The 20764-nt window shown below is 69.3% G+C and carries 17 protein-coding genes; 6 read left to right on the top strand and 11 right to left on the bottom strand.

Features of this window, described 5'->3' with window-relative positions:
* Positions 1 to 24: 24 nt before the first annotated feature.
* The 3 genes from HQ306_RS15760 to HQ306_RS15750 all read left to right on the top strand — a co-directional run bounded on the left by HQ306_RS15760 (position 25) and on the right by HQ306_RS15750 (position 2932).
* Entirely contained in the window at positions 25 to 1020 is a 996-nt protein-coding gene (locus HQ306_RS15760; protein ID WP_027505949.1) for a ParA family protein, read from the top strand.
* Positions 1017 to 2009 carry a ParB/RepB/Spo0J family partition protein gene (locus HQ306_RS15755; RefSeq protein ID WP_222632466.1) on the top strand — a complete coding sequence of 331 codons (993 nt, stop codon included), beginning with the start codon at positions 1017 to 1019 and terminating at the stop codon, positions 2007 to 2009. The genes HQ306_RS15760 and HQ306_RS15755 overlap by 4 nt, the downstream gene beginning before the upstream one ends.
* Positions 2010 to 2221: 212 nt before the next feature.
* Complete coding sequence (locus tag HQ306_RS15750) at positions 2222 to 2932, top strand: hypothetical protein (RefSeq protein WP_056440849.1); 711 nt, start codon at positions 2222 to 2224, stop codon at positions 2930 to 2932.
* A gap of 30 nt (positions 2933 to 2962) precedes the next feature.
* Here the strand turns inward: HQ306_RS15750 and HQ306_RS15745 are convergent, their stop codons facing one another.
* The 8 genes from HQ306_RS15745 to HQ306_RS15710 all read right to left on the bottom strand — a co-directional run bounded on the left by HQ306_RS15745 (position 2963) and on the right by HQ306_RS15710 (position 14221).
* Positions 2963 to 4147: an N-acetylmuramoyl-L-alanine amidase gene (locus HQ306_RS15745; protein WP_027505952.1), complete on the bottom strand. Its 1185-nt coding sequence runs from the start codon at positions 4145 to 4147 to the stop codon at positions 2963 to 2965.
* A 187-nt stretch (positions 4148 to 4334) separates the two neighbouring features.
* A complete protein-coding gene (gene trxA, locus HQ306_RS15740; RefSeq protein WP_027505953.1) occupies positions 4335 to 4667 on the bottom strand; it encodes a thioredoxin in 333 nt (110 codons plus the stop codon).
* A gap of 45 nt (positions 4668 to 4712) precedes the next feature.
* The gene (trxB, locus tag HQ306_RS15735; protein WP_027505954.1) at positions 4713 to 5702 is read right to left on the bottom strand and encodes a thioredoxin-disulfide reductase; all 990 of its coding nucleotides are present in this window, start codon (positions 5700 to 5702) and stop codon (positions 4713 to 4715) included.
* A gap of 134 nt (positions 5703 to 5836) precedes the next feature.
* Positions 5837 to 6514 (bottom strand): hypothetical protein, encoded by a 678-nt coding sequence (locus HQ306_RS15730; protein ID WP_056440855.1) that lies wholly within the window; start codon positions 6512 to 6514, stop codon positions 5837 to 5839.
* Positions 6515 to 6574: 60 nt separating this feature from the next.
* Complete coding sequence (gene sigM / locus HQ306_RS15725) at positions 6575 to 7153, bottom strand: RNA polymerase sigma factor SigM (protein WP_056440861.1); 579 nt, start codon at positions 7151 to 7153, stop codon at positions 6575 to 6577.
* A gap of 76 nt (positions 7154 to 7229) precedes the next feature.
* Positions 7230 to 11051, bottom strand: coding sequence for a murein biosynthesis integral membrane protein MurJ (murJ, locus tag HQ306_RS15720; protein ID WP_374197746.1), 3822 nt, complete (start codon positions 11049 to 11051; stop codon positions 7230 to 7232).
* A gap of 126 nt (positions 11052 to 11177) precedes the next feature.
* Positions 11178 to 13592, bottom strand: coding sequence for a DUF6049 family protein (locus HQ306_RS15715; protein ID WP_261769911.1), 2415 nt, complete (start codon positions 13590 to 13592; stop codon positions 11178 to 11180).
* Positions 13589 to 14221 (bottom strand): NUDIX hydrolase, encoded by a 633-nt coding sequence (locus HQ306_RS15710; protein ID WP_222632462.1) that lies wholly within the window; start codon positions 14219 to 14221, stop codon positions 13589 to 13591. Before HQ306_RS15710 ends, HQ306_RS15715 begins: the two co-directional genes overlap by 4 nt.
* Before the next feature lie 78 nt (positions 14222 to 14299).
* On the opposite strand from HQ306_RS15710, the gene HQ306_RS15705 reads away from it, so the two are divergent.
* Complete coding sequence (locus HQ306_RS15705) at positions 14300 to 15751, top strand: CCA tRNA nucleotidyltransferase (protein ID WP_027505972.1); 1452 nt, start codon at positions 14300 to 14302, stop codon at positions 15749 to 15751.
* On the opposite strand, the gene HQ306_RS15700 is transcribed toward HQ306_RS15705, so the two are convergent.
* Positions 15696 to 17036 (bottom strand): MFS transporter, encoded by a 1341-nt coding sequence (locus HQ306_RS15700; protein ID WP_308115575.1) that lies wholly within the window; start codon positions 17034 to 17036, stop codon positions 15696 to 15698. The two genes, HQ306_RS15705 and HQ306_RS15700, sit on opposite strands and share 56 nt — an antisense overlap.
* Positions 17037 to 17109: 73 nt before the next feature.
* Between HQ306_RS15700 and HQ306_RS15695 the strand changes: the two genes are divergently transcribed.
* A complete protein-coding gene (locus HQ306_RS15695) occupies positions 17110 to 17715 on the top strand; it encodes a YqgE/AlgH family protein (protein ID WP_027505973.1) in 606 nt (201 codons plus the stop codon).
* 14 nt (positions 17716 to 17729) lie between these two features.
* Here the strand turns inward: HQ306_RS15695 and HQ306_RS15690 are convergent, their stop codons facing one another.
* Together HQ306_RS15690 and HQ306_RS15685 are read right to left on the bottom strand one after the other, a co-directional pair.
* The gene (locus HQ306_RS15690) at positions 17730 to 19106 is read right to left on the bottom strand and encodes a glutamate decarboxylase (protein WP_222632460.1); all 1377 of its coding nucleotides are present in this window, start codon (positions 19104 to 19106) and stop codon (positions 17730 to 17732) included.
* A 49-nt stretch (positions 19107 to 19155) separates the two neighbouring features.
* On the bottom strand, positions 19156 to 19785 hold the full coding sequence (locus HQ306_RS15685; protein WP_027505975.1) for a UdgX family uracil-DNA binding protein: 630 nt from the start codon (positions 19783 to 19785) through the stop codon (positions 19156 to 19158).
* 73 nt (positions 19786 to 19858) lie between these two features.
* Between HQ306_RS15685 and HQ306_RS15680 the strand changes: the two genes are divergently transcribed.
* The gene (locus tag HQ306_RS15680; protein WP_204869424.1) at positions 19859 to 20752 is read left to right on the top strand and encodes a glucose 1-dehydrogenase; all 894 of its coding nucleotides are present in this window, start codon (positions 19859 to 19861) and stop codon (positions 20750 to 20752) included.
* Positions 20753 to 20764 lie beyond the last annotated feature (12 nt).

Here is a 20764-nt window from a genome sequence, read left to right as displayed (position 1 = left end):
CGATCGTTGTCGAAGGAGCAAGTCATGTCGGGTGAATCCGAAGCCGCTGTTTCACGTGAAACACCCGCCGTCGACGTTTCACGTGAAACACGATCGGCATCGGAGTCTTACGGCTACTCCCCCATCACGTCGGACGACACGCCCATAGGCGCGGCGGCGCAGCGCGCGAGCCAGGTTCTGCACAAGAGCGGCGTCGCTCTGCCGCGTCCGCCGGTCCGGAGAGTGCTGACGATCGCCAACCAGAAGGGCGGCGTCGGCAAGACGACGACGGCGGTGAACATCGCCGCGGCACTCGCTGTGCAGGGACTGTCTGTTCTGGTCGTCGATCTGGATCCCCAGGGCAATGCGTCCACAGCTCTCGGCGCCGTCCACACGTCGGGCACCCCGTCCAGCTACGAGCTGCTCCTCGGTGAGATCACCGCCGTGGAGGCCATTCAACGCAGCCCGAAGAACGATCGCCTGATGTGCATCCCGGCGACGATCGATCTGGCAGGCGCCGAGATCGAGCTGGTCTCCATGGTGGCTCGCGAAGGTCGACTCAAGACTGCGTTGTCCAGCGCGGCGCTCGACGATCTGCAGATCGACTTCGTCCTCATCGACTGCCCGCCGTCGCTCGGACTCCTGACCGTCAACGCGATGGTCGCGGCAACGGAGGTGCTCATCCCCATCCAGTGCGAGTACTACGCACTGGAAGGCGTCGGTCAGCTGCTGCGCAACATCGAGTTGGTCCAGGCACACCTCAATCCGCGTCTGCACGTGTCCACCGTGATCCTCACGATGTACGACGGCCGAACCAAGCTCGCCGACCAGGTGGCCGACGAGGTGCGCAAGCACTTCGGTGATGCCGTACTCAAGTCGGTGATTCCTCGCAGCGTGAAGGTCTCCGAAGCTCCCGGTTACGGAATGACCGTGTTGGACTACGACCCGGGTTCACGTGGCGCCATGTCCTATCTCGACGCGGGGCGTGAGATGGCAGCGCGGAGCGCGAGCATGAACGCAGCAACGGAGGGAACGGCATGAGTTCGACCAAGAAGGGCGGTCTCGGCCGGGGTCTGGCGGCTCTCATTCCGACATCCCCCGGTCAGAGTTCCGGCCTGGGATCGGCGGCCGCCGACGTCGTCATCGGTGGCGAGTCCCGCACGGCGACGGCTCCGTCCCCCACCCCACCGTCCATCGTGGAGGACGACCTCTCGCCCGCCGGCGCGGTCTATCGGGAGATCGCACCCAGCAAGATCGAACCGAATCCGAAGCAGCCGCGCTCGGTGTTCGAGCAGGAAGCGCTCGACGAACTGGTGCACTCGATCCGCGAGTTCGGCCTCATGCAGCCGATCGTGGTCCGCCAGATCGGCGACGATCGCTACCAGTTGGTCATGGGTGAGCGCCGATGGCGGGCGAGCCAGGAAGCCGGACTCGACGCGATTCCGGCGATCGTGCGCGAGACAGCCGACGACACGCTCCTCCGCGACGCGCTCCTCGAGAACATTCATCGGGTCCAGCTGAACCCCCTCGAAGAGGCGGCTGCGTACCAGCAACTCCTCGAGGAGTTCGACGTGACGCACGATCAGCTCGCTGCGCGGCTCGGTCGATCACGCCCCGTCATCACGAACATGATCAGGCTTCTACGGCTCCCCATTCCCGTACAGAGGCGCGTGGCGGCGGGCGTTCTGTCCGCTGGTCACGCTCGAGCACTGTTGTCGCTCGAGGCGGGCGCCGCGGCACAGGAGGAGTTGGCGGCACGCATCGTGGCCGAGGGCATGTCGGTGCGAGCCACCGAAGAGGCGGTGACTCTCGCGAATCGGGAGGACCCGGCTGCGCCGGCCCCGGCTCCGAAACGCAAGCCGATCCAGATGCCGGGACTGCAGGACGTCGCGGAGCGGCTCTCCGAATCGTTCGACACCCGTGTCACCGTGAGCCTCGGCAAGCGTAAAGGCAAGATCGTGGTCGAGTTCGGCTCGGTGGACGACCTTCAGCGCATCGTGGAGATGATGGAACGCCAGAAGTCGTCGTGACCGCGTCGATCGCGGGTACGGCCACTCACGCTCCTTTCGTCACTGTGACGTAACTGCGTCATCGAAACCGAAAGTCAGTGCACTGCTTCGACTTTCGTCTGACGGGCGACGTGGTGTCCTCGGGAGAGGCCTATCGCTTATCCTGAAGGGGCACACACAGTCGCGGAGGCTCGTCGCCGCCGCGAGTCGGGGTACGGAGGCTGAGTCAACGCGTGTCGATCGTCGTCTCCACACTCACCCTCGGCGGATTCGATGCGCTGCCGGCACACGACCGCCAGTGCGTCTTCTGGACCATGGATCCCGCGGCCCCCTCCACGGCAACTCTCGTCGACACCGAATTCGAGAAGGAAGCGTGGCTGTCGATGGTCATGCTCGAGTGGGGTCCGTGCGGACAGGTCGCCACCGATGTCGCGGGCGCCGATGTACCGGCATCCTCCGACTCGGTGGGGTGCGCTCTGTACGCACCTCCCGGCGCCGTGCCCCGAGTCGCGCACTTCCCCACCGCACCGGTCAGTCCGGATGCAGTCCTGTTGACGTCGCTCTACTCACCGCTGTCCGCGGAGGACGGTGACGGAATTCGGGACACGCTCCTGCACGCAGTGGTGCGCGATCTCGTCAACCGTGGTGTGCGAGCTCTCGAGGCGTTCGGAGTCCGGCTCGAGGATTCCGAGGTCGACGAACGCCGGTCCCTCATCGACACCCCGCCGTGCGGGGAGGCGACCTGCATGATCGACGCCGACTTCCTCGAGAAGTACGGCTTCGAGGTCGTGGCTCCGCATCACCGGTTCCCGCGGCTCCGGTTGGAGCTCGATCGGGACCACGGGTGGAAGGAAGACGTGGAGGCTGCGCTCGAGCGGTTGCTGGAGGCTGCAGCACTCACCGTGGTGGAAGCCGATGCTCGCGTGCCCGTCGGGGCTCGCTGAGCGACGTCCGGCCGGCCGGACGGAGGAGTGTCAGGCGCCCTCGGCGACAGACAGCTCGTAGGCGAGCAGCTCGGCGAAGGTGAACGTTCCCGTCGGCTGATCGTCCTGGCCGAGGAGATACAGGCGCTTCACCGCGACGAGCACGGCCTCCGCGATGATGTCGCGCATCCGCGGATCGGCGAGTACTTCGACGTCCTCGTGGCTGGTGAGGTAACCCAGCTCGAGCTGCACGGTCGGCATGTTGGTCAGACGCAGCAGGTCCCACGTGCGACCGTGACTCCGGCAGTCCTGCAACGAGGTCCGTGCCACGATCTCACGCTGGATGTAGCTGGTGAGCACCTGACCGATGAGCGACGCGGAGCCGTGTGAATTGCCGAAGTGGAAGCTGGCCACACCGTGCGCCACCGGCGACGGGTAGCTGCTGCAGCGCAGCGAGATCATGAGGTCGGCGCCGATACCGTTGGCGGTCTCGGCACGCTCAGCCGTGCTGGGATCCGCGGACCGGGCACGCGACAGGTACGTCTCCATACCGGTCGCTGCCATGCGCCCCTCGAGCCGTCCGGCGAGATCCCACAGGATCGCCTCCTCGGTCAGCGGACCGTCGGGGGTCTGGACGACCATGCCGGAGTTCACGCCACCCAGTCCCGGGTCGATCACGATGCGTTTGCCCGTCAGCTGCGGTCCCGACCGACGGACGAGCTCCTCCTCGGAGATCGCGTGCGGCGATCCGCCGGTGACCCTGGTGCCGAGCAGGTCTAGGGCACGCAGGGTGGCGGGTCCACAGATGCCGTCGGGCGACAGTCCGATCTCGCTCTGGAAGGACGACAGACCCTCGTGCGTCTCGCCACCGAAGTAGCCGTCGACCCGTCCGTTGTAGAACCCGAGGTCCTGCAGGCGACGCTGCAGGGTGGCGACGTCGTCGCCGTACAGCGGAGCGGAGAGCTGGTAGATCAGGGTGCGGGCGCCGAGTCGGAAGGATGCCTCCTTCACCGAGCGGTACGTGGCGGTGTCGACCTCGCCGGTGACCAGGAGGCCGCGCTGCTGTTGGAACGCGCGGACGGCCTCGTCGAGAGCGGCGTCGAACAGGACGTCCGGCTCCGCCCAGGCAGTGTCGCCGTCCACCGCGGCCGAGGGAGGCAGGAAGCCGAGACCCGAGAGGATGTCCCGGACCTCCGCGACGGCTGGACCTCGATCGCCGTGGCGGAGTGGCTTCATACTGTCGTCGACCCTTCTTCGTGACCGGTCGCAACGGCGACCGGCGGTACACGTCCCCGGTGGGTGTTCCTGATGGACGATTGTCTCAGAAGATCATGCTCCTCCCACAATCGTCCCGGCCGCAGAACGCACACACGCCCGGCGTGTCATGGACAGGCCGGGCGTGTTTTGGTGCGGGAATGTCAGGTCAGGCGAGGACGCCGTCCAGGTCGCGCAGCAGCGCGGCCTTACCCTTGGCTCCGACGATGGTCTTCACGGGCTCACCGTTCTGGAACAGGATCATGGTGGGGATGGACATCACCTTGAAGTCACGCGCTGCCTGCGGATTCGCATCGATGTCGAGCTTGGCGACGGTGATCTTGTCCGCGTGCTCTCCGGCGATCTCCTCGAGCACCGGTGCGACCATCTTGCACGGTCCGCACCACGTCGCCCAGAAGTCGACCAGGACGGGCTTCTCGCTCTGCAGGACCTCGGTGGCGAAGGTGTCGTCACTGATGGTGACGGTGTTCTTGTCGGTCATGTTCTCGTGCCTCTCGTGTGCCGGACGTAGCGGGATGGACGGTGCTCAGACACTCACGACGTCGACGTCGCGGTCGGCGTTCTCGATCGTGTTCTCGGTGATGTCGCCCTGGTCGGCGAGCCAGCGCTCGGCGTCGATGGACGCGGCGCAGCCGGTACCGGCCGCGGTGATGGCCTGCTGGTAGACGTGATCCACCAGGTCGCCGGCCGCGAAGACACCGTCGATGGAGGTGGACGTGGTGGGCGCCTGAACCACCACGTAGCCCGCGTCGTCGAGCTCGACCTGTCCGCGGACGAGCTCGGAGCGGGGGTCGTGGCCGATGGCGACGAACACGCCGGTGACATCGAGGACGCGCTCCTCACCGGAGCGGGTGTCGCGGATCTTCAGACCCGTCACGCCGGACTCACCCTGTACCTCGACCACATCGGCGTTGGTGACGAACGTGATCTTCTCGTTCTCCTTGGCGCGCTCGAGCATGATGCGCGACGCACGGAACTCCTCGCGGCGGTGCACGATGGTGACCGAGCGCGCGAAACGGGTGAGGAAGGTGGCCTCCTCCATGGCGGAGTCGCCACCACCGATGACGGCGATGTCCTGGTCGCGGAAGAAGAAGCCGTCGCATGTCGCACACGCGGAGACGCCGCGGCCGAGCAGCGTCTGCTCTCCGGGAACACCGAGGTAGCGTGCGGCGGCACCCATGGCCAGGATGATCGCGCGGGCACGGTACTCGGTGCCGTCGACGGTCACGGTCTTGACGTCACCGGTCAGTGACAGCTCCTCGACGTCCTCGGTGCGGATGTCGGCGCCGAATCGCATGGCCTGCTCGCGCATCTGCTCCATGAGGTCGGGGCCCATGATGCCGTCACGGAAGCCGGGGAAGTTCTCCACCTCGGTCGTGGTCATCAGCGCGCCGCCGAACTGGGTGCCCTCGAACACCAGGGGCTTCAGCTCCGCGCGAGCGGCGTACACCGCAGCGGTGTAGCCGGCGGGACCGGACCCGACGATGATCAGGTCGTGGATGTCCGAAGTAGTCATCTTCGCCTTCCGAGATCGTGTGTGGAACCAGGGTCGGCGCTCCAGCGCTCGCCCTCTGATGCCCTCAACACTAGGTCAGGAGACGTTGTTCCCTCACTCGAGGCAGGCGGCCCGAGGCGACGGCACCGGGCGTGTCAGCCGATCTCCGCGCGCGAGACCGTGTCCGGATCGTCCGGACCGCAGGAGTCGCCCACAGCGACCGCGACGAGCGAACCGGGCGTGGTCCCGGCCGTGACGAGAAGGGTCGCCTCGATGCCGTCCAGGGTGACCGGGCCGGATCCGACCACCGTGGCCGACGCCGGGATGCCGTTGGCCTCGAGGCAACCGGCCAGCACGGCGGCATCGACGAAGCGGCCTCGATCGACCGACCCGACGACGGACAACACCGTGCGGTCGTCGAGTGGCCGGGCCGAGGCGATCACCTGATCACCGCCCCCGACCGTCTCGATGGACGCGAGTGCCAGGCCGGCACCGGCCCCCACCAGCGCGACGATCGCCGCGGCCGCCGCGATGATCGGGATCCGGGTGCGTCGGCCCGAGCGTCGTGCCGCCAACTCGTCCCGCGGTACTCCGGTGAGTGCGCCGTGCAGTCGCGCGGCGACGTCGGGCGGCATCGTGACACCGGCGGTGAGATCGGCGCCCCGTGCGCGCACCATGTCGACGACGGCGTCCAGGTCGGCCAGACGGGCCGCTGCCTCGGGATCGGTCTCGACGCGCTCGCGGATGCGGGCGGCCTCGTCCTCCGGGAGCAGGCCCGCGTGCAGGTCGGCGAGGAGGTCGGGAGTGAGGGGAGCGCGGTCGGTCACGGACACGTCACCGCCTCGTCTGTCGCCATGACAGATTGGACGCCCGCGGCGGGTCCCCGGTTCCCCTCACTCGTCCGAGTTCTGCACACGGACGGAGGCGAGGACGACGGCGAGCTTCTGACGGCCCCGGGCGCAACGGCTCTTGATCGTGCCGACGGGAACCCCGAGCGCCGCGGCGGCATCGGCGACGGAGTACCCCTCCATGTCGACGGCGACGATCGCGGCGCGCTGGTCGGGAGGGAGTGAGAACAGTGCCTTCTCGACGACGAGGGAGAGATCGACGTCGGCGTAGCGGTCGAAGGGATCACGTGGCTCGCGGGTCTCCTCCCCGAGCGGCACGGTGGGTCGGACGCGGTTGCGGCGGATGCGGTCGAGGCACGCGTTGACGACGATCCGGTGCAGCCAACTGCGGACGGCGGCGTCCGCACGGAACGAGGCGGCGGTGCGGTGCGCGGACAGCAGCGCCTCCTGGAGGGAGTCCGCCGCGTCCTCCGCGGAGTAGCTGGCCCTCCGTGCCGTGAGCCAGAGATGGTCCTGGTGGCGTCGTACGAGCACGGCGAAAGCCGTCGCGTCCCCCGCGATGTGCGCCGCGAGCAGCTCGCCGTCCGTGGCCTCACCACCCGCGACTCCCCCGATTTGTCGCACCCGCGGAGGCTAGCCCAGAAACGAACCGTCCGAGCTGGTCACGAAATCTGTTGTGACAGCGCACGACACGCGGCGATCAGGATGCTGCGGAGACCCCGATGTCCGCGATGGTGCTCTGGTTGCCGCCACCGGCTGTGCTGAGATCCGTGATCCAGAACAGCACGTACCGGACGGGGCCGTCGGGTGTGACGGCGATGTCGGTGAGGCCGTTGCCGAGCGTCGCGGACCCGATCACCTGGGTCTCGTCCAGGCTGGGTGTCGCGCTGGCGGCCGACCGGATCTCGACGACCGTGCCGGGCGACGGCGAGTTCACGTAGACGCTGGCTGGAGTGGTCTCCTGGTCGAGCGTAGCCATGATGCCGACGCCGGACTTGAGGGACGGGAACGGGTTGAAGTACGAGTCCGTCTCCCACACCGTCCCCGCGTCGTTGTCGGCCACGTTGTCGACGGTGCCCGGGTTGTCCGGGGTGCCCTGCGGTGAGAATACGTCGACGGACGACAGAGCGACGGGCACGGTGGTCGGCGCGGGTGCCGCCTCTCCGGGCGCGGCCGGAGCCGACGCGGACGTCGTGAGCCCGAAGTTCTGCTCGGTGAGAGGTTCGTCGGAACCGCCGCCGGCGAACAGGTTGGCGAGCCACCAGCCGACGAGGCCGAGCACCACGACAGTGAGGACTCCGAGGCCCACCAACGCGGCGACCATGACGTTGGAGCGGTCCGCGGGCGGCTCGTCGTCGGGGTCGGCGAGTGCGTGACCGGTCGATCCGGGCGGCCGCTGACCCAGCCGCAGTGCGGGGATCATCTCGGTCTTCTCGTTGACCACCGCGGCCTGGCCGAGGATGTGCTGCACGGTGGCGGCGGTCCGGATGCCGCTGTTCTGCTCTAGGGCACGCACGGCGACGGCGGAGATCTCGAACGGTACGTCGGGGCGGATCTCGCGGGGCTCGACGGCCGCACCGGACGCCGTGCGATCGGCGATGCGCATCCCGCCGACGGTCGCGGGGCCCGACGGGTCGCCCAGGGGCCACCGCGCGGTGATCAGGGCGTAGAGCATCGCGCCCAGTCCGCGTACGTCGGAGCCGGGATCGGCATCGCCGAAGGTGGCCGGGAACGCGAGAACGGCGTCACCCTTGATGCTGATGCGCACACGGTCCGGGTGGTCGATGGACAGTGCGCCGCCGCCGCGATGGGCGGCCTCGGCCGCAGCGGCCAGCGATTTGATGGCGTTGGCGGCGCCCAGGGGCGACGGTTCCGTGTCGGCCATCTCGCGCAGGGATCGTCCGCGAGTCCACTCCGCGACGACGATGCCGCCCGAGCTGCCGCGGACGACGTCGAGGACGCGGGCGAGGCCGGGCGAGTTGATCCGGCCCAGGCGCAGAGTCCGGGACAGCACGGCCTGCGGGCCGTCGGCGCGCTCGGGGGCGTCGCCGGTCGATCGTTGGTCGGCGTCGACGAACGTCAGGGCCACCTCGCGGTCGAGCTTGACGTCGTGGGCCTGCCAGAACTTGAGGCCGCGTGCGCCGCCGTGCGGTGCGAGAAGACGGTAGCGCCCGCCGGCGACCGACGCGCCGGGGATGAGCTTCGGTCCGCGCAACGGTGTGCGGGGCGACTCGGCGACGGGGACGGCCGGGGGCAGCGTGGGCGATCCGACCGGCATGACACCGGTGTCGACGAGTCCGGACTCCGTCTCGTCGGCCGTGCGCTCGGTCTCGGTGACGTCGCCCTGGTCGGACACGTCAGGGCCTGACTCGATCGGATCCGTGGTGGACGCGTCGGGCTGCCGGTCGGTGTTCTCGGACGACCCGGTGGCGGCATCGGAGTCGGCGACGCGACGGTCGTCGGTGGACACGCCACCGGGCTGAGCGGCGTCCTCGGCCTCGGACGGCGTACGCCCCCGTGCACCCTCGTCGTCGGTCACTGACACTCCTTCGTCACTACTGGTCGTGAACGCGCCGGTGTACGCGGGGATGATCGTCGTCTCCGACTCGTCTCCGGTGTACATCGGCGTGCGGGAACCGCCGTGTGCTCGCGGGTCCACTCGCCTGTCAGGGTACGGGAGCCGACCCGCGCCGGTGGCCCGACCGAACCCCTCGGTCGGCCGACCCACCGGGGGCATGTCGGGGCCGCCGATCGCGGGGATCAACTCGGTCTCCGCGTACATCGGATCGGTCCCGACATGCGCTGTCGTCACAGGTCCGGACGTCACGGCCGGGGCGCGGCCGAGGCGACGCGCCACCGCGACGGTGATGGATTCGATTTCCGGGATGCGTGCCCGGTACAGGCACAGACCGGTGATCAGCAGCATGACTGCGCCGTCGAAAGCGACGCGGAGCAGCGCGCCCGGTCCGGTCAGACGGTCGAGCCCGAGGGCCGTGTCGGCCGCGAACACCGCGAGCATGCCGATCGCGGTGGAGATCAGCGTCGCCGCGACCGTCCGCCGGACTCCCGCGAGTCGTAGTTCGCCGAGGCTGCGACGCAGCAGCATCCATCCGATGATCGCCCCGGTGATGTAGCCGAGACCGTTGGCCGCGCCGAGCAACAGGACCACGGATCGATCCGACGTCGCCAGGAACGGCGTCAGGGCGGACAGCGCGATCTTGACGCCGGTGATGCCGAGAACGATCCACGTGGGCGTCCACGCCTGCTCGCGGGCGTAGAAGACCCGCAGGTGGATCAGGACGAGCGAGTAGGGAACGAGGGTGAAGGCCGACCAGCTGACGGCTTCACCGAGTCGCTCGGCGTCGGCTGCGCCGAAGTTGCCGTAGCCGTACAGAGCCTCGCCGACCTGCGGGCCGGCCACGGTGAGGAAGCCGATGACCGGGATGAGCGCGAGCATGGTCATCCGGGTGGCCACCGACAGGTCGTCGACGACGGCCGGGGTGTCCTTGGCGGCGGCGTTGCGGCTGAGCCGGGGCATGATCGCCGTCAGCACCGTCACGCCGAGCACGCCGTACGGCAGCTGCAGCAGGATCCAGGCCTGGTTGTAGATGAGCGGGCCGGCGGGGTCGACGTGCGAGGAGATGCGCGTCGCGAACACCATGCCGGCCTGACTGATGACGACGTAGAGCACGATCGCGACGGCCATGCCGCCGAACTGACGCAGCCTGTCGTCGAGCCCCCACAGCGGGCGCAGATCGATCTTGTTTCGCCGCAGCGCGGGCACCAGACTCAGGGCCTGGACCACGACGCCGAGCGTGATGCCGACGCCCAGCACCAGCAGCTTCGGGTCGCTGATGCGCACCGGATCGAGGGAGATCTCGCCCGGTACGAGTAGGTAGATCACCAGGACGGCGAGCACCACCAGGTTGTTGAGCACGGGTGCCCAGGCACCGGGCTTGAAGTTCTGCCGAGTGTTCAGGATCGCCGTGAACAGTGCGGAGAGGCCGTAGAACAGGATCGCGGGCAACAGCAGGAGAAGGAGTGCGGTGGTGAGGCCCGTGTTCACCTGGCCGTCCTCCGACAGGAAGACGTAGCGCGTGAGCAGTGGCGCCGCGGCCGTCGCCAGCACCGCCGCGAGGATCAGCATGGTCAGCGCAGCCGTGAAGAGCCTGCGCACGAAAGCACGGCCGTTGTCGGCGTCCTCGCTCTCCGCCCGCACCAGCACCGGCACGACGATGGCCGTCAGCACGGCACCGAGGACGAGCTCGGCGATCATGTTGGGGATGACACTCGCGACGGTGTACGACGTGGCGACGGTGGTGCCCAGCACCGTCACCAGCAGCAGTTGCTTGGCGAATCCGGTGATGCGGCTGATCAACGTCGCGAACGCGATCGCACCCGTCGCGGAGAGCAGGCGGGAGGAGCTGGAGCCGGACGCCGGCTGCGGTGACGCCGCGGCCGGGGGGATGCGGGTCGGGGCGGCAGGACGGACCGGGGGCGCGACGCTCGTGGGCACCATCATCGGATCCTGAGCCGCGTCGGAGCTGCGCTGCTGCGCCCCATCGGAGCTGCGCTCCCAGGGCGCGCGAGGCGCCCGCGGTACGGCGTCCCGTCGCCCGTGAGGAATGCTCCCCGTCATCGAGAATCCTTACTGTTCGTCGGCGGGATCCGGTTGGCCCCGGAACCGGTGCCACAACCGTCGGCCCGCGAGCAGCAGCAGGAGCGCACCGGCGCCTGCTGTGATGATCGCCAAAGCACGACCGTACGCATTGGACCGCACATTGACGGTCGCAGCCTGCCCGAGTCGCGTCCCGTCGGTGGTGCTCAGGGAGAACTCCACCACCATCTTGCGCGAATCGCTCACTCGAGCGGGAATCTGCAGAGAACGACTTCCCCGTGGGGGCAGCTGCTGCGGGCCGATGTTCTCGATCTGCATCGCGTCGGGCGCGTCGACCGCCAGGTCGACGGTGATGCCGATGGGCAGATCGTTCCGCGCGACCAACAGCAGCGGGCTGGCCTCCGAGGCGAGGGTGAAGACACCGCCGGGCGCGAGGATCGTCACGGATCCGTACAGCCGGTCCAGGCCGGCGGCAACGTCGGCGGCACGGCGGCGCGCGGCCTGTTCCGACTCCCCGCGCTGCCCGCCCCGACGATCCGACGTGGTCATCGCCCGCAGGAGATCCTCCCGCAGCGGAGCGACGTACAGCGCGGGCGAGATCGCGGCACGCGAATCGTCGATCAGCGCGGCCGCCAGCGCACCGATGCGGGCGTTCTGGGCAGCCACGACATCGCGGACATCGGCCGGTGCGCCGTCCTCCACGGCCGCGTCCGGGTAGTCCGACTCGGCCGCCTCCAGCGGAGGCGGGACCGCCAGCAGGTCGGACAGGGAGCGCGGCGTCGCGAGTCCGCTACGGAACAGGCCCGCGATGGTGCCGAGCACCGCGGAGGCCTCGTCGCGGTCGGGAGTCCAGGTCTGTGGCGGCGCGACGGTGAGTGATCGTGGGCCGTCCGTGGCAGCGACCGTGTCCGGGGCTCCGGCGTTCAGCGCGTCGAAGTGCAACGCGCCGAGCGCGTCCTGCAATCGGGCCGTGCGCGAGTCCTCGGCGACGTCGTACACCTGCTCACGCGGTGTCACGGACGGGGTCGTCGGGTACTCGCCCACCGCGGACAGCGCGGTGGAGACCTCGGTGTCGTAGAGCGCGGCACGCAGCGGAGGGGTGCCCGCATCGGTCGCGAGGGTCACCGTGTCGGGCGTACTGACGGTCTGCACGGCGTCCTGTGCGAGCAGTGCGACCGTCCGGCCCGACGCCGCGACCATGCCCGCCCCCGCATCGTCGAGAGCACCCGCGTCCGGCCACAGGACGTCGCGGCGGGACGTGACTCCGAGGATCGAGTCGGCGACGTCCGCCGGAGTCGTGATCGCGGCAGAGGTCAGAACCGGGTCGGCCACGGCGGCGACGGCCGCGAGGTCGGTCTGGGCGAACGGCACCGCGGTGACACACATCGAGGACGCGAGGGTGCGGACGCGATCGAGCCACGACGCGGCGGCGACGGCGCCGCTGCCCTCGGAGGCAGGGCCGGTGGGATCGGCCGGGTCGTCGACCACGAGGTAACCCCGCGTCATGCTCGAGACGGTGACCAGCAGGTCGGGATCGACGGCGAGACACGTCGAGGACGCGAGTGCGCCCTCGGTGTCGACGGTCGGTCCGGTCGCGAACTCCAGTGCCGACACCAGTCCTTCGAGTCGACCGCCGGCGGAGAGCGAGGCGGCGAGGTCGTCGTCGTTCAGTCGCACCTCCTCGTCGACGGTGCCGGGCAGGCCCGCCGCCAGGTGTGGGCGGTCGGCCAGCGGCCAGAGCAGCGTCGTGGCGACGGGGCGTCCCGTGTCCGGTGGAAGCGGAACGGCATCGGGAGCGGCCGGATCGAGCACCGTGGTGTCGCGCGGCAGACCCGCGACGGGAAGCAGGAACGCGGCGTCGTCGAGCCGTGCCTCCTGCCCGTACTCGGGGTTGCCGTTGACGTTCACCATCATCGGATAGACACCCGGCCGATCCAGACCCAGTGACGGTCCGGTGGTCGAGCGCAGCGGCAGGGTCAGCTCGAACGGCAGCGTGTCGCCGCGTTGCAGCGCGGTGTCCGATCCGTCGCCGGTGAGCGACTCGAAGGGCCCGACCGTGTCGAAGCGGTCCTGATCCTCGGTGAGCGAGGTCCGGAGTTCGTCGGCCGTGCGTACCGCGGGTGCTCGCTGCAGCCGGACCGAGATGTCGCTGACCGCGCGGTCCCCGACGTTGGTCACCGTTCCCGTGACGGTGACGACCGGCGCACTGCTGGTGGAGACGGTGGTCGGCGTGACCTCGTCGACGGAGATCGACAGGAACGTGCCGTCGATCGAGGTGTCCGGTGGCGCCAGCGTGGCCGAGGGCGACGGTGTGCTCCGCGTCGTGGTGGGGTCGCTGGGCGGGGTGGAGGGTTGCGCTCCCGCGGGGACGGTCAGCCAGGCGAGCACGGCGAGGATCGCCATGACCACGGCGAGGCGCCGGGCCGTCGGTGCGGACCGGGTCATTCGGCGGCGGGAAGGTCGGAGACCGGTCGGGGGGAGGCGGGAAGGTCGGAGACCGGTCGGGGATTCTGCGTGTCGGCGGACTTCTCGCGCGCCATCGAGTCGATCATCTCGCCGGCTCGCTCGGCGAGCTTGCGCTCGTCGGCGTACGCGAGCCGGGAGTGCAGTTCGCTGAGCGGCACCCAGGCCACCTCGGTGACCTCGACGTCCTCGTCCGACAGTTCGCCGCCGAGGGATCGCAGCAGGTAGTGGTGGACGGTCTTGTGGACGCGTCGTCCCTCGGTCACGAACCAGTAGTCGATGCTTCCCAGGGGCGCGAGGACGGACCCGGTGATGCCGGTCTCCTCCTCCACCTCTCGCTCGGCCGTCTGCTCAGGCGTCTCGCCCTGCTCGATGTGACCCTTGGGCAGCGACCACAGCAGGCGGCCGCGTCGGTCGGTGCGACCGATGAGGGCGGCGCACAGTCCGTCGCGGGGTCCGTCGAGTCCGTCGACGACCAGGCCGCCGGCCGAGGTCTCTCGAACGGTGCGCAGTGTGGGTTTGTCGGCCCCTCGTGTTCCGGGGTCGGCGGCGGCACGAGGACGCCGTCGCACACCGCGACGTGTTCTCTTGGCTCGCTCGGCACCGGACACCCGATCGATACTAGTTCCGTCCGCCCTGCTCCCGGTGGGACGCACCGCGAAGTGCGCGCCTCGGTAGGGTGTGACGTCGTGCCTCCCCCGCCTGCCACCGATCCGGACCGCCGCGCACGGCTCCTCGCGTCGGGTGCCGTGGCCCTGCGCGCGCACGACGACATCCTCGGTCCACTGGGGTCGCTGTTCGCTGCGGCGGGCCACGAGTTGTACCTCGTCGGCGGGAGCGTCCGGGACGCTCTCCTGGGCCGCTTGAGCAGTGACCTCGACTTCACGACGAACGCTCTGCCCGAGCACGTGCAGGCGCTGCTGGCGGGCTGGGCCGACCATCAGTGGGACACCGGCATCGACTTCGGCACCGTCAGTGCGGTCAAGCACGGTCGGCAGATCGAGATCACGACGTTCCGGAGCGACAAGTACGACCGGGTGTCCCGGAATCCGATCGTGCAGTACGGCTCGACGCTCGAGGACGACCTGGTCCGGCGCGATTTCACGCTCAACGCCATGGCCGTGCGGATCGGGCCGGACGGGGCCGGTGAGTTCGTCGATCCCCTGGGTGGCCTGGACGCGCTGCTCGAGGGAGTCCTGGACACGCCGACCACCCCGGAGGCGTCCTTCGACGACGATCCGCTCCGGATGCTGCGCGCTGCGCGGTTCGTCGCCCAGCTCGGCTTCACGATGCTGCCGCGGGTCCGCGCGGCGATCGAGAACATGGCGGAGCAGATCGACCGGATCACGGTCGAACGCGTCACCGCCGAGCTGGACAAGCTGATTCTCGGCGAGTTCGCCGTCGACGGCATCGACGCCCTGTGCGAGACGGGGATCGCGGCACGCATCCTCCCGGAGGTGCCGGCGATGACGCTCGAGATCGACGAGCATCACCAGCACAAGGACGTCTATCAGCATTCCCTCACGGTTCTGCAGCAGGCGATCGACCTCGAGGACGGCGATCCGGACCTGGTGCTCCGATGGGCGGCGCTCCTCCACGACATCGGCAAGCCCGACACCAAACGCAACGAGCCCGGCGGCGGGGTGAGCTTCCACCACCACGAGGTGGTGGGCGCCAAGATGGTGCGTCGCCGCCTGCGCGCACTGAAGTTCCCGAAGAAGCTGACCGACGACATCGCGCAGCTGGTCTTTCTGCATCTGCGCTTCCACGGCTACGGCAAGGGTCAGTGGACCGACTCGGCCGTGCGTCGTTACGTCACCGACGCCGGCGATCTGCTGCCCCGGCTGCACAAGCTGGTCCGCGCCGACTGCACCACCCGTAACAAGCGCCGTGCAGCGTCCCTGCAGGCGACGTACGACGATCTCGAGCGGCGTATCGCGGCACTCGCCGAGCAGGAGGACCTGGCCAGGGTGCGTCCGGATCTGGACGGCAACGCCATCATGCAACTGCTCGGCATTCCGGCCGGCCCGCAGGTGGGAGAGGCGTGGAAGTTCCTGAAGGAGCTCCGCCTCGATCGCGGGCCGCTCAGTCGTGAGGATGCGGAGAAGGAGCTCCTGGCGTGGTGGGCCGCGAGGTCCTGACGCCGATCCGGAGCGCGATAGCCGCTGCCGCCGCGTAGGCGACGACGCCGGCGACCACGCAGACGATGGCTGCGGACGTGTCGACCGCGGTCGACCCCGGACCGATCACGAGGGCCGCGCCCGCCACGGCGCCGACGAACGCCACGTTGAACACGGTGTCCTGCACTCCGAAGACGCGTCCGCGAGTGTCGTCGTCGATGTCCGTCTGCATGGCCGCGTCGGCGGTCAGCTTGACCGTCTGACCTGCGAACCCCAGGAGGAAGGCCGCGAGGATCAGCAGGTCTGGCACCAGTGCGACGACGAGGGTGGCCTGGGTGAGCGTGGCCAGGACCAGCGCACCGACCACTGTGCGCGTGCGGCCGAGGCGCGGCAGGAGAACGGGCGTGCCGAGTGCGGCGAGGAACATGCCCGCCGCGGCGGCACCCACCGTCAACCCGAAGCCCGCCACACCGCCGGGCAGGACGGACGAGCGCGCGCCCTCGCGCAGCACCAGCGCCATGACGAGGGTGTCGATGCCGAAGGCAACCCGGTGGGCACCCACTCCCACCAGCGCGGCGGCGACGGACGGGGTACGGCGCACCGCGACGAAGCCGGACACCCAGTCGGCGAGAACGCGGCGGGTCGGGGCGGACACCGAGGCGGCGCCGGGACCCAGCCGTCCGGAAGCGAAGCCGCGCGCGAGGAGAGTCGCCGCGACGGCACCCACGGCGGACACGGCCGTCGCGAGGGCCGTGGCCCGATCCGACGGCCCGACGAGTCCGAGCACCAGGACCGCCACCGACGCGCCGACGGCGGAGACGACTGCGCCCACGGTGACCAGGGCGGCGTTGGTCGCGACGAGCGATCGCACCGGAACGACGTGCGGTAGCGACGCGGACAGGCCCGCCAGGACGAACCGGCTCACTCCGACGACGGCGAGGGCCGTGATCAGGACGGCCGTCGTCGAGGCGCCCGCGACGAGTTGCCCGGTGGCGCAAAGGATGAGGAGCGACTTCACGATGCCTGCGCGGGCGAGCACGGTCGCTCGATCGACGCGGTCGAGGATCCGCGCGGCGAACGGGCCGATCAGCGAGTACGGCAATAAGAGCACCGCGAAGCCGGCGGCGATCGCAGCGGGATCACCACCGCGCTGTGGGTCGAAGAGAATCGCGCCTCCGAGGGCGGCCTGGAACATGCCGTCGCCGAACTGAGAGGCGACACGCAGCGCGACCAGACGAGGCGCTCCGGGCTCGTGTCGGACGGATCGCAGCGCGTCGACGGCGCCGGTCCGCTCCGTTCGGGTCACGCGGGTGACACTAACCGCCGCCTCGGCGCGTCATCTCTCGCACTGTCGAGGCTGCCGGTGCCATGATGAGGAGGTGGCACACGCAGAAGAACCGGAGGACCGGACCGCATCGGCCGATCAGGTGGTGCGGCCGGGATCGCTGCTGGTCTCGTCCACGGAACTCGTCGAACCGACGTTCCGTCGCACCGTGGTCTACATCATCGAGCACAACGACGCCGGCAGCCTGGGCGTCGTCATCAATCGGCCGAGCGAGACCGCTGTGCACAACGTGCTCCCGCAGTGGTCGGATCTCGCTGCGTCCCCGAAAGCGCTCTACGTGGGCGGACCCGTCAAACGCGACTCCGCACTGTGTCTGGCCACGCTGCGGTCCGGCGTGGACGTCGACGACGTGCGGGGCATCCGTCGAGTGGACGGCCGTGTCGTGATGGTCGACCTGGACTCCGACCCGGCTGCGATCGCCCCGCTGGTGGAGGGCATGCGCATCTTCGCCGGCTACTCGGGATGGACGCTCGGACAGCTCGAGGGAGAACTCGAGCGGGACGACTGGATGGTGGTGTCCGCGCTGCCGTCCGACGTCGTGGGCCCGCCGCGCGTCGATCTGTGGGCGCAGGTGTTGCGCCGTCAGCCGCTGCCGCTGGCGATGCTGGCGACCCACCCGATCGACGTCGACCGGAACTGAGACCGGAGTTCTCGTCAGTGGGCGAAGTGCCGAGCGTGCGAGTGCCCGTCGCCGTCGGTGGAGAGCGACGCCAGGACGGCGTCGATCGCTTCGCACAGCATCCTACCCAGGTCTGCCGAGAAGCCCTCTCGCACAACAATTCTCAGGACCGAGACCGACTCGGCACGGGCCGGCATGGTGTACGCGGGAACCTGCCACCCGCGGGCGCGGAGTTCGTGAGAGACGTCGAAGACGGTGAAGCCGCAGTTCTCCCGCAGCGCGAATGCCACCACCGGGATGTCGGACCCGTCGGAGATGACGTCGACGTCGCCGTGCTCGCGCAGGTGGTCGGCGACACGGGTCGCGGTCGAGCGCAGCGAGGTCATGACATCCGTGTAGCCGGCGCGGCCGAGGCGGAGGAAGTTGTAGTACTGACCGATCACCTGATTGCCCGGGCGTGAGAAGTTCAGGGTGAACGTCGGCATGTCACCGCCGAGGTAGTTGACGCGGAACACGAGGTCCTCGGGGAGGTCCTCCTTCTCGCGCCACACGACGAATCCCAGGCCGGGGTAGGTCAGTCCGTACTTGTGACCACTGGCGTTGACGGACTTCACGCGCGGCAACCGGAAGTCCCACACCAGATCCGGGTTCAGGAACGGGACCACGAAACCGCCGCTGGCACCGTCCACGTGGATGGGAACGTCCGGCCCGCCGGCCGCGGCGATCTCGTCGAGCACGGCCGAGATCTCCTCGACCGGTTCGAGTTCGCCGGTGAACGTGGTCCCGAGAATCGCGAGCACGCCGATGGTGTTCTCGTCGACGGCGTCGCGCACCTGGTCGGCCGTGACGACGTAGCGGCCCGGCTCCATGTCGAGGTACTTCGGCTCCACGTCGAAGTAGCGACAGAACTTCTCCCAGACCACCTGGACGTTCGTCCCCAACACGAGGTTGGGCCGACCGGTGTCCGCACCGGCCGCGGTCCGACGTGCGCGCCACCGCCATTTCAGTGCCAGACCGGCGAGCATGACGGCCTCGGACGAACCGATGGTCGAGACGCCCGTCGCGCTGGACGGATCGGTCGGGTCGAGCCCGGGCGCGTTCCAGAGATCCGCCACCATGTTGACGCACCGCTCCTCGATCGCCGCGGTGGCCGGGTACTCGTCCTTGTCGATCATGTTCTTGTCGAACGTCTCGGCCATCAGCTTCTCGGCCTCGGGCTCCATCCACGTGGTGACGAACGTGGCGAGGTTGAGGCGGGAACTGCCGTCGAGCATCAGCTCGTCGTGGATGAAGCGGTAGGTGACGTCGGGATCCATGCGGTCGTCCGGCAGTCGCAGCGCCGGAACGGGATCGTTGGCCAAGCGCCCGGTGTAGGCAGGAGAGATCGTTCCGTCGCGCGGGATTCTCGTCACGACGCCACGCTACTGCGGTGACCGGGGCGGTGCCTGTGAACTTCCGGTGTCATTCCAGAAGTGATGCGGCCACTCGCAGATCGGCGACGAGTGCGTCGAACGCGGCATCGCGTTCGTCGTCCGGCGCTCGGAGGACGGCCGACGGGTGCGCGGTGGCAACAGCTCTCGCCTCGCCCACCTCGAGGACGCGCCCCCGGTCGACACCGATCCGGAACGAGGTCCCCAGCATCGCCTGCGCCGCCGTCGCGCCGAGGAGGACCACGACGGACGGGTCGACGGCGCGGATCTCCGCCTCGAGCCACGGGTGACACGCGACGACCTCCGAGCGCAGCGGCTTCTTGTGGATGCGCCGCGGGCCGCGGTCGGCACGCGTGAATTTGAAGTGCTTGACCGCGTTGGTGACGTAGGTCAGCTCCCGGTCGATGTCCGCCTGCGCCAGAGCACGATTCAGGAGCGCACCCGCCGGGCCGACGAAGGGCTGTGCCCGTCGATCCTCCTGATCCCCCGGTTGCTCGCCGATGAGCATCATGCGAGCGGACGGGGTGCCGGCTCCGAACACCGTGTTCTCCGCGGGCTCCCACAGGTCGCATCCCCGGCAACTGCGGGCGGCGTCGGCGAGAACGCGGAGATCGTCGGACTCGGGCACGAAGGTGCCTGCGCCGGGAAACTTCGGGGCCATGTCTTCGGTGGTACCCGCCACGGACCCGGTGACACCTGTTTGGCACCCCCCACGGCCGGGGCATGCCACGGCGATGACCGACCAGTACACGTTCACCGATCCCGTCACCCAGTACCGACAGGACGGGTACCCCGAGCAGCACCAGGATCCGCCGGGCCTCGCCGCGGAACTCGAGCCCAAGGCCGACCACGGTGAGGGCAGCTACCGCGGCACCGGCCGGCTGACCGGGCGCAAGGCACTGGTCACCGGTGCGGACAGCGGCATCGGCCGCGCCGTCGCCATCGCGCTGGCCCGCGAGGGCGCCGACGTCGTTCTCAACTACCTGCCGTCGGAGGAGAAGGACGCGCAGGAGGTGGCCGACCTGGTGCGCACCGCCGGGAGGACCGCGGTACTCGCTCCCGCCGACCTCACGGACGAGTCCGCGGCTCGCGGCATCGTGCGCACCACCGTCGAGAAGTTCGGTGGCATAGACCTTCTCGTGAACGTCGCCGGCAAGCAGCAGTACGTCGAGAAGCTCGAGGATCTGAGCCCGGAGCAGTTCGACGCCACGTTCAAGACCAACGTGTACGCGCTGTTCTGGATCATCCAGGAAGCGGTTCCGCACATGCCGGCAGGATCGACCATCGTCAACACCAGTTCGATCCAGGCGTACACGCCGTCACCGGGACTCGTGGACTACGCGACGACCAAGATGGCGATCAACACGATGAGCAAGGCGCTGGCGCAGCAACTCGCTCCTCGTGGGATCCGCGTCAACGTCGTTGCTCCCGGTCCGTTCTGGACGCCCCTGCAGGCGTCCGGCGGACAGCCCACGTCGGCGCTGCCCGAGTTCGGCCAGGAGACGCCGCTCGGTCGTGCGGGTCAGCCCGCCGAGTTGGCCGGTGCCTACGTGTACCTCTCGTCGGCCGAGTCCGGGTACGTCACCGGCGACACGCTGAACGTCAACGGCGGCATGCCGACGCCGTAGTCGCCCGATCGT

The sequence above is a fragment of the Rhodococcus sp. BP-160 genome, from assembly GCF_019836205.1.
Lineage (GTDB): Bacteria > Actinomycetota > Actinomycetes > Mycobacteriales > Mycobacteriaceae > Rhodococcoides.
This window is presented reverse-complemented; position numbering and strand designations above follow the sequence as displayed.

Bases quoted from the DNA above. Each gene is read 5' to 3' on its own strand.
- HQ306_RS15680 (WP_204869424.1), top strand. From the start codon at position 19,859: ATGACCGACCAGTACACGTTCACCGATCCCGTCACCCAGTACCGACAG.
- murJ (WP_374197746.1), bottom strand. From the start codon at position 11,051: ATGATGGTGCCCACGAGCGTCGCGCCCCCGGTCCGTCCTGCCGCCCCG.
- HQ306_RS15745 (WP_027505952.1), bottom strand. From the start codon at position 4,147: ATGAAGCCACTCCGCCACGGCGATCGAGGTCCAGCCGTCGCGGAGGTC.
- trxB (WP_027505954.1), bottom strand. From the start codon at position 5,702: ATGACTACTTCGGACATCCACGACCTGATCATCGTCGGGTCCGGTCCC.
- HQ306_RS15760 (WP_027505949.1), top strand. From the start codon at position 25: ATGTCGGGTGAATCCGAAGCCGCTGTTTCACGTGAAACACCCGCCGTC.
- HQ306_RS15715 (WP_261769911.1), bottom strand. From the start codon at position 13,592: ATGACCCGGTCCGCACCGACGGCCCGGCGCCTCGCCGTGGTCATGGCG.
- HQ306_RS15755 (WP_222632466.1), top strand. From the start codon at position 1,017: ATGAGTTCGACCAAGAAGGGCGGTCTCGGCCGGGGTCTGGCGGCTCTC.
- HQ306_RS15685 (WP_027505975.1), bottom strand. From the start codon at position 19,785: ATGGCCCCGAAGTTTCCCGGCGCAGGCACCTTCGTGCCCGAGTCCGAC.
- trxA (WP_027505953.1), bottom strand. From the start codon at position 4,667: ATGACCGACAAGAACACCGTCACCATCAGTGACGACACCTTCGCCACC.